General features: G+C 72.7%; 14 protein-coding genes. 6 read left to right on the top strand and 8 right to left on the bottom strand.

Features of this window, described 5'->3' with window-relative positions; all coding sequences use genetic code 11:
• Positions 1-130: 130 nt before the first annotated feature.
• Genes AMYTH_RS0142470 through AMYTH_RS0142455 form a run of 4 tightly spaced genes read right to left on the bottom strand, consistent with a single transcriptional unit; the run spans position 131 to position 4,480 of the window.
• Positions 131-1,294, bottom strand: a complete 1,164-nt coding sequence (locus tag AMYTH_RS0142470; protein ID WP_027935344.1) for a PP2C family protein-serine/threonine phosphatase — start codon at positions 1,292-1,294, stop codon at positions 131-133.
• Positions 1,291-2,100 carry an alpha/beta fold hydrolase gene (locus AMYTH_RS0142465; RefSeq protein WP_027935343.1) on the bottom strand — a complete coding sequence of 270 codons (810 nt, stop codon included), beginning with the start codon at positions 2,098-2,100 and terminating at the stop codon, positions 1,291-1,293. The genes AMYTH_RS0142470 and AMYTH_RS0142465 overlap by 4 nt, the downstream gene beginning before the upstream one ends.
• Before the next feature lie 41 nt (positions 2,101-2,141).
• Positions 2,142-3,617 (bottom strand): acyl-CoA synthetase, encoded by a 1,476-nt coding sequence (locus AMYTH_RS0142460; protein WP_027935342.1) that lies wholly within the window; start codon positions 3,615-3,617, stop codon positions 2,142-2,144.
• On the bottom strand, positions 3,617-4,480 hold the full coding sequence (locus AMYTH_RS0142455) for a p-hydroxycinnamoyl CoA hydratase/lyase (protein ID WP_027935341.1): 864 nt from the start codon (positions 4,478-4,480) through the stop codon (positions 3,617-3,619). Before AMYTH_RS0142455 ends, AMYTH_RS0142460 begins: the two co-directional genes overlap by 1 nt.
• 90 nt (positions 4,481-4,570) lie before the next feature.
• Between AMYTH_RS0142455 and AMYTH_RS0142450 the strand changes: the two genes are divergently transcribed.
• The 3 genes from AMYTH_RS0142450 to AMYTH_RS0142440 are packed head-to-tail and all read left to right on the top strand — an operon-like array spanning position 4,571 to position 5,838.
• Positions 4,571-4,957, top strand: a complete 387-nt coding sequence (locus AMYTH_RS0142450; protein WP_027935340.1) for a YchJ family protein — start codon at positions 4,571-4,573, stop codon at positions 4,955-4,957.
• Entirely contained in the window at positions 4,954-5,367 is a 414-nt protein-coding gene (locus tag AMYTH_RS0142445; protein ID WP_027935339.1) for an SRPBCC family protein, read from the top strand. The genes AMYTH_RS0142450 and AMYTH_RS0142445 overlap by 4 nt, the downstream gene beginning before the upstream one ends.
• Positions 5,368-5,415: 48 nt before the next feature.
• On the top strand, positions 5,416-5,838 hold the full coding sequence (locus AMYTH_RS0142440) for a hypothetical protein (protein ID WP_027935338.1): 423 nt from the start codon (positions 5,416-5,418) through the stop codon (positions 5,836-5,838).
• 18 nt (positions 5,839-5,856) lie between these two features.
• On the opposite strand, the gene AMYTH_RS0142435 is transcribed toward AMYTH_RS0142440, so the two are convergent.
• Together AMYTH_RS0142435 and AMYTH_RS0142430 are read right to left on the bottom strand one after the other, a co-directional pair.
• Positions 5,857-6,735 carry a universal stress protein gene (locus AMYTH_RS0142435; RefSeq protein ID WP_027935337.1) on the bottom strand — a complete coding sequence of 293 codons (879 nt, stop codon included), beginning with the start codon at positions 6,733-6,735 and terminating at the stop codon, positions 5,857-5,859.
• A gap of 95 nt (positions 6,736-6,830) precedes the next feature.
• Positions 6,831-7,394: a TetR/AcrR family transcriptional regulator gene (locus tag AMYTH_RS0142430; protein ID WP_228685213.1), complete on the bottom strand. Its 564-nt coding sequence runs from the start codon at positions 7,392-7,394 to the stop codon at positions 6,831-6,833.
• Between the two features lie 113 nt (positions 7,395-7,507).
• On the opposite strand from AMYTH_RS0142430, the gene AMYTH_RS0142425 reads away from it, so the two are divergent.
• The 3 genes from AMYTH_RS0142425 to AMYTH_RS0142415 are packed head-to-tail and all read left to right on the top strand — an operon-like array spanning position 7,508 to position 9,925.
• Positions 7,508-8,716 (top strand): thiolase family protein, encoded by a 1,209-nt coding sequence (locus AMYTH_RS0142425; protein WP_027935335.1) that lies wholly within the window; start codon positions 7,508-7,510, stop codon positions 8,714-8,716.
• Between the two features lie 5 nt (positions 8,717-8,721).
• Positions 8,722-9,417: an SDR family oxidoreductase gene (locus AMYTH_RS0142420; RefSeq protein ID WP_027935334.1), complete on the top strand. Its 696-nt coding sequence runs from the start codon at positions 8,722-8,724 to the stop codon at positions 9,415-9,417.
• A gap of 10 nt (positions 9,418-9,427) precedes the next feature.
• Positions 9,428-9,925 carry a DUF4232 domain-containing protein gene (locus tag AMYTH_RS0142415; protein ID WP_027935333.1) on the top strand — a complete coding sequence of 166 codons (498 nt, stop codon included), beginning with the start codon at positions 9,428-9,430 and terminating at the stop codon, positions 9,923-9,925.
• Here the strand turns inward: AMYTH_RS0142415 and AMYTH_RS0142410 are convergent.
• Entirely contained in the window at positions 9,922-11,049 is a 1,128-nt protein-coding gene (locus AMYTH_RS0142410; protein WP_027935332.1) for an L-talarate/galactarate dehydratase, read from the bottom strand. The genes AMYTH_RS0142415 and AMYTH_RS0142410 overlap by 4 nt on opposite strands.
• Complete coding sequence (locus AMYTH_RS0142405) at positions 11,046-12,419, bottom strand: MFS transporter (protein WP_027935331.1); 1,374 nt, start codon at positions 12,417-12,419, stop codon at positions 11,046-11,048. Before AMYTH_RS0142405 ends, AMYTH_RS0142410 begins: the two co-directional genes overlap by 4 nt.
• Positions 12,420-12,428: the final 9 nt, after the last annotated feature.

Below are 12,428 nucleotides of genomic sequence, written 5' to 3'. Positions count from 1 at the left end.
CACAGTAGACAAACAGGAGTAGCGCGGTAACGACCGTTCGGCCGGAGGCCGGTAGCGACCACCCGTCTAGAACAATGTTCACCTGATCAGCGGAGTGTCACGAATGGCCTCGTTGGCCCGGAACACGGCCTCAGCGGGGCACGGTGAGCACCAGCGCGGCCGTGTCATCGGTGACCCCCTCGTCGAGGTCCGACAGCAGCCGTCCGAGGCGGTCGACGATCGCGTCCGCGTCCAGGCCCGCGAAGCCCGACGCCACGCTCGCCAGCCGCCCCTCGCCGACGAGCGCGCCCCGCGCGTCCCTGGCCTCGATCAGCCCGTCGGTGTAGAGGAACAGCGCCTCGCCCGGCGCGAGGCGGGCGACCGCGGTCGTCACGCACGCGTCCGGGAACACCCCGAGCAGCCGGCCGCCCGGCGTGTCCATGGGGTGCACCGTGCCGTCCGCCGCGATCCGCAGCGCGGGCGGGTGGCCACCCGCGGCCAGTTCCACCCGGAACCCGTCGCCGTCCGGCTCGAGCAGTCCGAACAGGACGGTGCAGAAGCGGCCCTCGGGAGCACGGTAGTCCTGCAGCAGCACCGCGTTCAGGGTGCGCAGCACCGAGCCGGGGTCGGGCTCCTGCACCGCCGCCGCCCGCAGCGTGTAGCGCGCGAGCGAGGTGAGCACGGCCGCCTCGGCGCCCTTGCCGCACACGTCGCCGATGAAGAACGCCCACCGGCCGGGACTCAGCGGGAACAGGTCGTAGAAGTCGCCGCCGATCATCTCGGTCGGCGCGGCCCGGTAGTACCCGGCGGCACGCAACCCGGGCACGTCGGGCAAACCCGGTGGCAGCAGGGTCTCCTGGAGCGTCCGGGACAACCGGGTCAGCCGCTCGCGCTCCCGGTCGGCCTCCTCCCGCGTCCGCAGCAGCTCACGCTCGTAGGCGCGCCGGTCCCGGGCGTCGAACACCGTGGTGCGGATGCCGGTGACCCCGTCCGGCCCCGCGCGCAGCGTCGAGTTGACCAGCACCGGCAGCCGCGTGCCGTCGGCGGCGACCAGGTCCAGTGCGATCTCCCGCACCTCGGACTGCATGCGCAGCAGCGGCGCGTAGTGCGTCTCGTGGTAGAGCCGCCCGCCCGCGGTGAGCAGGTCGCTGAACCGGCGGCCGGCCAGCTCCTCCGCCCGGTAGCCGAGCCAGTTCAGGAGGGTGGCGTTGACCCGCACGATCGTCCCGTCGAGCCGGGCCGAGAGGTACCCGCAGGGCGCGTTGTCCCACAGGTCCTCGGCGGCGGCCCCGGGCAGCACGGCCGGCTCCGTCACCGCGTCCCGCGGCGGGCCAGGAACGCCCCGATCGCCGCCGTGGTCAGGTCCGGGTCGCTCAGGTGCGGGCAGTGCCCGTTGACCTCCAGCACGACCAGTTCGCTGTCCGGCAGCTGCTCGTGCACGTACTCGCCGACCGGCACCGGCGCGATCGCGTCGTGGCGGCTCTGCAGGACGAGGCTGGGCACGGGCACCTTCGCGAGGTCGTCCCGGTTGTCGGACAGGAACGTGACGCGCGCGAACTCGCGGGCGATGCGCGGGTCGGTGCGGCAGAAGCTGTTGGTCAGCTCGGCGCCGAGGTGGGGCCGGTCCGGGTTGCCCATGATGACCGGGGCCATCGCCGCCGACCAGCCCAGGTAGTTGCTGTCCAGCGACTCGAGCAGCTCGTCGATGTCGGGCCGGGTGAAGCCGCCGGTGTAGCCGTCGTCGTCGAGGTAGCACGGCGACGGGCAGACCATGACCAGCCCGGCGAACCGCGACGGCTCCCGCGCCGCGGCCAGCACGCCGACCATCGAGCTGACCGAATGGCCGACGAACACCACCTCTTCGAGGTCGAGCTCGGCGCAGATCTCCAGCACGTCGTCGGCGTAGCCGTCCAGCGTGGCGTAGCGCTCGGGCCGCCAGGCGCCCAGGTCGGAGCCGCCGGCGCCGACGTAGTCGAACAGCACCAGCTGGTAGTCCGGTTCGAAGGCGGGCGTGACCAGGCGCCACATCGCCTGGTCGCAGCCGAACCCGTGGGCGAACACCATCGGCTGCCCGCCCGGCCTCCCCGCCACGGTCACCGCGTTCCTCGTCCGGATGTCCACCGCCGCCAGCGTAGCCGCCGCGGGCCGGGACGGCCGCCTGATCAGCCGAAGCGGCGGCGGACCTCGCCCTTGAGGATCTTGCCGGAGCCGGTCGTGGGCAGCCGGTCGGTGAACTCGACCGACTTGGGCACCTTGTACCCGGCCAGCCGGGTGCGCAGCCAGGCCAGCAGCTCGGCGCCGTCGATGCGGCTGCCCGCGGCGGGCACGACGACCGCCTTGCCCACCTCGCCCCAGCGCGGGTCCGGCACGCCGATCACGGCGCACGCCTCCACCCCCGGGTAGCCGTACAGCTCGTTCTCCACCTCGGCCGGGTAGATGTTCTCCCCGCCGGAGATGATCATGTCCTTGAGCCGGTCGACGACGTGGAAGTACCCGTCACCGTCCACAGTGGCCACATCTCCGGAGCGGAACCACCCGTCGCGCAGCACCTCGGCCGTCGCCTCCGGCCTGCCCCAGTAGCCCTTCATCACGTTCGGCCCGCTGACCACGATCTCGCCCTTCTCCCCCGGCGGCACCGGCTCGCCGGACGGGCCGGCCACCCGCACGTCGGTGAAGAACGACGGCACCCCGGCCGAGCCGATCTTCTCCGCGACGTGCGCGCGGTCGAGGACCAGCACGCCCGGCGCCGCCTCGGTCATCCCGTAGCCCTGCACGAACGCGAGCCCGCGGTCGAGGTAGCGGCCGGCGAGGTCGGCGGGCACCGGCGCGCCGCCGCACAGCAGGGTCCGCAGGCTGGACAGGTCGGTGCTGCGCCACCGCGGGTGCGCGGCGATCGCCTGGTACATCGTGGGCACCCCGAACACGAGCGTGACCCGCTCCTGTTCCACCGCGGACAGCACGGCGCCGGGGTCGAACGCGGAGTGCAGGATCACCGTGCCGCCCTTGAGCAGGGTGGGCAGGCACACCATGCCGAGCGCGGCGGCGTGGAACAGCGGCGCGGCGACCAGGGCCCGCTCGTCGCTCGCCAGGTCGGTCTCCACCAGGACGTTGACGCAGTTCCAGGTGAGGTTGCCGTGGGTGAGCATCGCGCCCTTGGGGCGCCCGGTGCTGCCCGAGGTGTACATCAGCAGGCACACGTCGTCGAGGCCGACGGGCAGGTCGAGCGGCTCGTCGTCCGCGGCCTCCAGCTCGCCCGCGGGCACCCGCAGCAGCCGGTCGCCGGCGAGCGCCGCGACCGTCTCCGCATGCTCCGGCGTGTGGATCAGGACCGACGCGCCGGAATCGGCCAGCGCGTGGTCCAGTTCCGGGACGCCCAGCCGGAAGTTCAGCGGCACGAACACCGCGCCGGCCTGCCCGCACGCGAACAGGGTCTCCAGGTAGGCCGGGTGGTTCGGCCCGAGGTAGGCCACCCGGTCGCCGGGGCGGACCCCGGCCTCCCGGAGCCCGTGGGCGAGCCGCGCGACGCGGCGGGACAGCTCGGCGTAGGTCAGCGCCGTCCCGCCGTGCCGGACGGCTGTCGCGTGCGGGCTCATCCTGGCGCGGCGCACCGGCCACGAGCCCAGGCCCTGGTTGCGCACTACTTCTCCGGGTCGAAGGCGCTCAGGCCGGGCCGGTAGGACTTCTGGTCGAGGAACTGGGTCAGCCCCTTGGCACGGGCGCCTGCCTTGTCGGCGAACTGCGACTGGTCGAGCTTCGCGTAGAGGTAGTCCTCGGCCTGCTCCCAGGGCATCTCCTGGGCGATCTTGTACCCGGTCTTGGCCGCGTGCAGGACCACCTGGTTCATCGACGCGAGCTTCAGCGCCACCTCGCGGGTGCGCTCCCGCAGCCGGTCGGCGGGCAGCGCCTCGTTGACCAGCCGCATCTCCGCCGCGCGGCGGCCGTCGAAGGGCTCACCGGTCATGATGTAGTACAGCGCGTCGCGCTGCGGCACGGTCGCCGCCAGCGCCCGGCTGACCACGCCGCCCGGCGGGATGCCCCAGTTGACCTCGGACAGCCCGAACTGCGCGTCCTCGTCGGCGAAGGCCAGGTCGCAGGCCACCAGCGGGGTGAACGCGCCGCCGAAGCACCAGCCGTTGACCATCGCGATCGTCGGCTTGCTCCAGTTCGCCAGCCGCTTCCACTGCCACTCCGCGCTGGCCCGCCGCACCTTGATCTGCACCGCCGTGCTGCCGGTGGCGTCGACCTCGCGGAAGTACTCCTTGAGGTCCATGCCCGCGGAGAACGACTCGCCCGCGCCGGTGAGCACCAGCACCCGGCAGCGGTCGTCGCCCTCCAGGTGGTCCAGCACCCGCACCATCTCGTCGTTCAGGGTGGGGTTCATGGCGTTGCGCTTGTCCGGCCGGTTGAGCGTGACCCAGGCGATGCCTTCGTCGAACTCCACCAGAACCGTCTCGCCCCACGGCTCCGTCCGGACCCGCCCGTTGCCGACCGCTGTGCTCATCCATCGCTCCCTATATCAGTAGTTCTGATATAGGGATAGCAAGGAACGGGCGGCTCAGTCAAGCCGGACCCGACCGGGACAATCGGGGGCATGAGGTGTCCCTGCGGGTCGGGTGAGACGTACGACAACTGCTGCGCGCCGCTGCACCGCGGCGAGTCCGCGGCGCCGACCGCCGAACGGCTGATGCGCTCGCGGTTCAGCGCGTTCGCCGTCGGGGACGTCGGGTACCTGCTCGCCAGCTGGCACCCGGACACCCGCCCGGCCACGATCCGGCTCGACCCGGACCAGCGCTGGACGCGGCTGGAGGTGCTGGCCACCACCGGCGGCAGCCCCTTCCACACGGACGGCACCGTGGAGTTCCGCGCCCACTACCGCACCCCGGACGGGCCCGGCTCGCTGCACGAGGACAGCGAGTTCACCCGGGTGGACGGCCGCTGGGTGTACACGCGGCCGCGGCGGGTAGCCCGCCGGGCATGACCGAGTTCGAACGCGAACGCGCCATGCCGGCCCCGGCGGAGCGGGTGTTCACCGTGGCCGCCGACGTGAACCGGCTCGACGAGTGGCTTCCCGGCGTGATCACCGTCCACCCGGCCGAACCCGAGGGCGTGGACGTCGATGTGCACGACCCGGCAGGCGAGTACGAGGCGCCCGGCGTGCTGGGCGCGCGCCGCGAGCAACTGCGGCTGGAGTGGGGCCGCCGCGGCAGCGCCGACTACAGCGGCTGGTTGCAGGTGTCCTCGGCCGAGGGCGGCTCCAGTTACGCCACGCTGCACCTGTCCTTCCACGGTGACCAGCCGGCCGCCCACGGCGGCAGCGCCGCCGACGACGTCGAGCGGCGGCTGGACGAGTCGCTGGACCGGCTGGCGGACCTGGTGTCGGCGGGCTGAACCCCGTCCGGGTGATACGTTTCCTGCCGATCACCCGGAAGAGGTTCGATGTCCCCCAGATCCTGGCCGCGCCCGGCGCTCGCCGTCCTCACGCTCGCGACCGGCGCCGCCGGGATCGTGACGGTTTCGCTCGCGTCACCGGCTCCCGCGCCACCCGCACCCGTCGAGGCGCGCCCGGCCGCGACGAGCGCCGCCCCACCGCCGCCGGCCACCGTCGTCGCGCCCGTCGTGGAGGTCACCCCGGCGCCGTCCGAGGTGAGCACCGTGAGCACCACGCGCACCCGCACCACGACGAGCCGCACGCGCTCGACGTCAGCCACCCGCGAAACCGACAGCGACGAGGTGGCGCGGCAGCGGGCGATGGAACCGCACCCCCGCCCGCCGCTGAGCACCTACACAGCGTCCACGGAGTGGACCGGGCCGGTGATCACGGTCGGCCCGACCTCCACGGTCCGGACGACCCGCTCCTGAGCGGCCGGATATAAGTCGTTATACGTCTTCCGGGCGCACGATCATCACCGGGCACTGCGCGTGGTGGATGAGCGCCTGGCTCGTCGAGCCCAGCAGCAGGCCGCGGAACCCGCCCCGGCCGCGGCTGCCGACCACGACCAGCTGCGCCCGGGTGCTCCAGCTCAGCAGCTGGTGCCGCGGCCGGTCCCGCGCGACGACGCGCTCCACGACGACGTCCGGGTACTTCTCCTGCCACCCCGCCAGCTGCTCGGCCAGCAGCCGCTGCGCGTCCTGCTCGATCTCGGACCAGTCGACCAGGAACGGCACCGTGCCCGGAGGGCCCGAGACGTCCGCGTCGGCCCAGACGTGCACCGCGACCAGCGGCACGCCCCGCCAGGACGCCTCCTCGAACGCTGTCCCGAGCGCGCGCTCGCTGGTGGCGCTGCCGTCGACGCCGGCCACCACGGGGCCCGTCGCCTCGTCCCGGCCGCGGACCACGACCACCGGGCAGCGGGCGTGCGCGGCGACCTCGACGGTCGTCGAGCCGACCATCATCCCGGTGAAGCCGCCGGTGCCGGAACAGCCCAGCACCACCGTGCGGGCCGTGCGCGAGGCCTCGATCAACGCGACCGGACCGGCTTCGTGCAGCTTCCCGGCGGTGATCGTCAGCTCGGGCCCGCCGGCCTCCCGCGCGGTGCGCTCCGCGGCGGCGAGCAGGTCGTCGGCCGCCTTCACGAACGCTTCATAGGCCTCGCGCAGCACCGGCAGCCCGGCACCGTAGAAGCCGGCCATCGGGGCGAACCCGTGCACGATGTGCAGTGGCTCGTGCCGCCGCGCGGCCGTGCCCGCCGCCCAGCGCAGCGCCCGGTCCGCCTCGTCGGAACCGTCCACGCCGACGACGATCGCGTTGCTGTCCATCAGTTCCTCCACCCGGTCGGTCCGGAACCGACGCTAGGCGAGCGCACCCGCCGACGCAGCGGGCCATGGTCACCCGCGGCGGGGACTTCCGGCCCTCACCCGGCCGCGGCGATGGCCTCCCGCACCATCTCCGGCGCGACGTCCGCGGCCCGCTCGCGGAACCCGCTCGCGTACAGCCCGTCGATGATCAGCCACACCCGGTCCGCCAGGCCCTCCGGATCGGCCGCGCCGGTCTCCCGCGCCAGACGGCCGACGAGCTCGCGCGTCTGCTCCAGGTACTCCCGCGCCATCCGCTCCGGCTGTTCGTCACCGCCAGGGAACTCGGTGAGCAGGTTGCGGAACGGGCAGCCGCGGAAGTCCGGGCGCCGCAGCCGCCCGGCGATCTCCTTGACCAGCGCCACCAGCCGGTCGGCCGGGTCGTCGCCCGCCTCGCGCAGCGCCGCGGTTTCGGCGCGGTCGCGCCACTCGCGGAACCGGTCGAGGTAGGCCGCCACCAGGTCGGTCTTGCTGGGGAAGTGCGCGTAGAGCAGGTTCTTCCCGCAGCCGACCTCGCCGATGATCCGGCTCATCCCGACCGCGCGGACCCCCTCGGCGTAGAAGAGCGCGGTCGCCACGTCGAGGATCCGCTCGCGAGTTCCCGGTGCTGCCGTGCGTGCCATGTGTCGAGGATAACGGACCGATCGGTCCGCGCGCCGTTGACAGGTCTGTGATCAGCGGCGCATGCTCGGACCGACCGGTCCGGGACCGATCGGTCCGCAGAAGGGAGCACACCATGAGGGACGCCGTCATCGTCGAGGCCGTCCGCACCCCCGTCGCCAAGGGCAAGCCGACCGGCGCCTACGCCGCGGTGCACCCCGTCGAGCTGCACGCCCACGTGCTGCGGAGCGCGGTGGAACGCGTGCCCGGTCTCGACCCGTCCGAGATCGACGACGTGATCGGCGGCGCCGTCGGGCAGGTCGGCGAGCAGAGCGGGAACACCACCCGGTTCGCGGCGCTGGCCGCGGGCTTCCCCGATTCGGTCGCCGGCGTCACCGTCGACCGCCAGTGCGGCAGCAGCCAGCAGGCGCTCAGCTTCGCCGCCCAGGGGATCGTCGCGGGCGCCTACGACATCGTCGTCGCCTCCGGTGTCGAGTCGATGAGCCACGTGCCGATCGGCAGCTCGGCCAACGTCGACGGCGTGCGCGCCGACGTGTGGGGACCCTCGGTCGAGAAGCGCTACCCCGGCGGGCTCATCCCGCAGGGCGTGGCCGCCGAACTGATCGCCCGCAAGTGGGGCCTGTCCCGCACGCAGCTGGACGAGTTCGCGGTGACCAGCCACCAGCGGGCGGCCGCGGCGTGGCGTGACGGCCACTTCGCCGGTCAGGTCGCGCCGTTGAAGGTCACCGCCGCCGACGGCACGGTCACGCAGCTGGACGTCGACGAGACGATCCGGCCCGGAACCAGCCTGGAGGTGCTGGCCGGGTTGCGCCCGGCGTTCGCGCACGAGCACTGGACCGCGCGGTTCGGCGAGATCGACTGGAAGGTGACCGCGGGCAACTCCAGCCCGGTCAACGACGGCGCGGCCGCGCTCGTGCTCACCACCAGCGAGATCGCGCGTCAGCGCGGGTGGCGGCCGCGGGCGCGGATCCACACCGCGACGGTCACCGGCGACGACCCGGTCTACATGCTGACCGGGATCATCCCGGCCACCGCCAAGGTACTCGCCCGCGCCGGACTGTCTATTTCGGACATCGACGCGTTCGAGGTCAACGAGGCGTTCTCCTCGGTCGTGCTCGCCTGGCTCGCCGAGACCGGCGCGGATCCGGCGAAGGTCAACGTCGACGGCGGCGCGATCGCGATCGGGCACCCGCTGGGCGCGAGCGGCGCGCGGCTGGCCACCACCCTGCTCGGGGTGCTGGAGCGCACCGGCGGCCGGTTCGGCCTGCAGACCATGTGCGAGGCCGGCGGCACGGCCAACGCGACCATCATCGAAAGGATTTGAGGACAGTGGAAATCGCCGGTTCGATCGCGCTCGTGACGGGCGCCAACCGCGGTCTCGGCCGCGTGCTCGCCACCGCTCTCCTCGACCGCGGCGCGAAGACCGTCTACGCGGCGGCCCGCAACCCGGAGAGCATCACCGATCCGCGGCTGACGCCGGTCCGGCTCGACGTCACCGACCCCGCGTCGGTCGCGGCGGCGGCGGAGCTGGCGGCCGACGCCACGCTGGTGGTCAACAACGCGGGGGTGGGCAGCAACGGCTCGCTGCTGACCGCGCCGGACCTGGACGCGGCCCGGAAGGTGCTGGAGACCAACTTCTTCGGCCCGGTCAACGTCTCGCGTGCGTTCGCACCGATCCTCGGCCGCAACGGCGGGGGCGCGCTGGTCAACGTGCTGTCGGTGCTGTCGTGGCTGGCGCCGCCGGTGACGGCCGACTACAGCGCGGCGAAGGCGGCGGCGTGGTCGTTCACCAACTCCGCCCGCTGGGAACTGCGCGGGCAGGGCACGCTCGTGGTCGGGGTGCACGTCGGGTACATGGACACCGACATGGCCGCGCACGTCGAGGGCCCGAAGGTGGCGCCGGAGGACCTCGCGCGGCAGGTGCTGGACGCCGTGGAGAACGGCCAGGAGGAGGTGCTGGGCGACGAGCTGAGCCGCGGCGTCAAGGCGGGTCTCGCCGGACCGGTCGCCGCGTTCGAGCGGTAACCTGCCCCGCATGGGGGGATTCCGGTTCGTGTTGCCCGTTCTGCTGTTCTCGGTGGCGGCGTGCTCGTCGCCGGCGCCGCCGCCACCGCCCGCGCCGCCTGCGGACTGCGCCCGCTACGAGAGCGGCCCGGTGGAGCCGGCGCTGGGGCACCGGGCCTTCGTGCTGACACTGACGAACTGCGGCACGGCGACGCGTGCCGTGTCCGGCTACCCGGACGTCCAGGTCCTCGGTCCGGAGGGCGAGGTGCTGGACGTCCGGGTCGAGCGGGGCTCGTCCTACATGGCGATCGACCCCGGGCCGGGAACGTTCGCGCTGGCGCCCGGGAAGTCGCTGGTGACGGTGGTGTCCTGGGCGAACACGGTGACCGACGGCGAGATCGTGACCGGCTCGGCGCTCACCGTCGCGTCGAAGCCCGGCGAAGCGCCGCGACAGCTGCCGGTGGAAACGGACCTGGGCACGACGGGCGAAATCACGGTGACCGCCTGGGCGACGGAGCTGGCGCGCTAGATCCTCACCTCGTCGTGGGCCACCGTCCACGCGCGGGCCTGCTCGCTGATCGTCACACCCAGTCCGGGCCGGCCGGAGAGGTGCATGCGCCCGCCCGAGATCTCCAGGTGCTCGTCGAACAGCGGGTCCAGCCATTCGAAGTGCTCGACCCACGGCTCGCGCGGGTAGGCGGCCGCCAGGTGGATGTGGACCTCCATCGCGAAGTGCGGCGCGAGCCCGAGGTGCGCGTGGTCGGCCAGCGCCATGACCTTGAGGAACTGGGTGATGCCGCCGACGCGCGGCGCATCGGGCTGCACGATGTCCGCGCCGCGGGCCCGGATCAGCTCGGCGTGCTCCCCCGCGCTCGCGAGCATCTCGCCGGTCGCGATCGGCGTGTCGAACGCCGCCGACAGCTGCGCGTGCCCCTCGAAGTCGTAGGCGTCCAGCGGCTCCTCGATCCACACCAGGTCCAGCGGCTCCAGCGCGCGGCACATGCGCCGCGCCGCCGCGCGGTCCCACTGCTGGTTGGCGTCGACCATCAGCGGGACGTCGCCGATCTTTTCCCGGACCGCCGTCACCCTGGCCAGGTCGACCTCGTGCGACGGGTGGCCCACCTTGATCTTGATGCCGCCGATGCCCCGCTCGACCGACTCGGCGGCGCGCTCGACGACCTCCTCGATCGGCGCGTGCAGGAACCCGCCGGAGGTGTTGTAACACCGCACCGAATCCCGGTGCGCGCCGAGCAGTTTCGCCAGCGGCAGCCCGGCCCGCTTGGCCTTGAGGTCCCACAGCGCGACGTCGAACGCCGCGATCGCCTGCACGGACAGGCCGCTGCGGCCGACCGACGCGCCCGCCCACACCAGCTTGTCCCAGATCTTGGCGATGTCACTGGGATCCTCGCCGAGCAACACCGGCGCGATCTCACGGGCGTGCGCGAACTGGCCGGGGCCGCCCGCCCGCTTCGAGTAGCCGAACCCGACGCCCTCCAGACCGTTCTCGGTGGTGATCTCGGCGAACAGCATCGCCACCTCGGTCATCGGCTTCTGCCGCCCGGTGAGGACCTTCGCGTCGCTGATCGGGGTCGCCAGCGGCAACGTCACGGACGAGATCCGAACCCGGCTGATGCGGTCGAGGGTGGCGCTCATGCGGTCTTCTCCCTGGTGTCGAACTCGATGCGCTTGATCTTGCCCATCACGGCGAACCCGATGAGGGCGAGGACACCGTGCGCGGCGACGAACCACAGTGCGGTGTCGAAGGAACCGGTCGCCTGCACGGTGTAGCCGATGACGATGGGCGTGACGATGCCCGCCGCGTTGCCGAAGGCGTTCATCGTGGATCCGACGAAGCTGGTTGCCTGCGGCGGCGCGATGTCGGTGGTGATCGCCCACCCGAGGGCGCCGAGGCCCTTGCCGAAGAACGCCAGCGTCATGATCGCGACGATCAGCGCGCTGCTGTCGGTCAGGCTGCACAGCGCGATGCTGGTGGCCAGCGCCATCCCGGTCACGGACGGGATCTTGCGCGCCGCGGTGAGCGAGGCCCCGCGGCGCAGCAGGGCATCCGAGACGAATCCGCCCGCCAGGCCGCCGGCGAACCCGCACAGCGCGGGCAGCGCGGCCACGAACCCCACCTCCAGCAACGACAACCCGCGCCCCTCGACCAGGTAGACCGGGAACCACGTGATGAAGAAGTAGGTGAGCGCGTTGACCGCGTACTGCGAGATGTAGACGCCCCACAGCGGCCGCGTCGAGAAGATCTTCGCGATCGTGCGCCGGTCCAGCGGGGCGCGTTGTTCGGCCCGGGTGCGGGCTTCGTCGAGGTCGACCAGCGCGCCGCCGGTGGTCATGGTGTCCAGCTCGGCCGGGGTCACGCGGCGGTGGTGGCGCGGCGAGTCCATCCAGCGCGACCACACCACGGCGAGCGTCAGCCCGAGCACGCCGAGCATGATGAACACCCAGCGCCAGCCGAACTCGTGCGTGATCCACCCCATGACCGGGGCGAACAACGCGGTCGCGAAGTACTGCGCCGAGTTGAACACCGCGGTGGCCCGTCCGCGTTCGGCGGTCGGGAACCAGGTGGTCGCCACGCGCGCGTTCGCCGGGAACGCCGGCGATTCGAACACGCCCAGCAGCAGCCGGAGCGCGAACACGATGGTGACCGCGACCAGCACCGGCGTGGTGATCAGGCCGACCAGGCTGATCGCGGCGGTCACGACCGTCCACAGCGCGAGGCTGAGCGCGTAGATGCGGCGGGCGCCGAAGCGGTCCAGCAGCACGCCGCCGGGCAGCTGGCCGAGCACGTAAGCCCAGCTGAACGCGGAGAAGATGTAGCCGAGCTGGACCGTGCTGAAGCCGAGCTCGGCCGAAATGCTGCTGCCGGTGATCGACAGGCTGCTGCGGTCGGCGTAGTTGATCGCGGTGATGATGAAGATCAGGCTGAGAACCAGGTACCTGGTGGGAATGCGGCGGCGTCCGGTCGCGGTGCTCGCCACCGCCGGCGCCGTCTCGGTTTCCGACATCGTCGTCCT

The sequence above is a fragment of the Amycolatopsis thermoflava N1165 genome (genome assembly GCF_000473265.1).
GTDB lineage: Bacteria > Actinomycetota > Actinomycetes > Mycobacteriales > Pseudonocardiaceae > Amycolatopsis_E > Amycolatopsis_E thermoflava.
The sequence above is the reverse complement of the archived record's forward strand: the minus strand, read 5'-3'. Positions and strand labels throughout refer to the sequence as shown.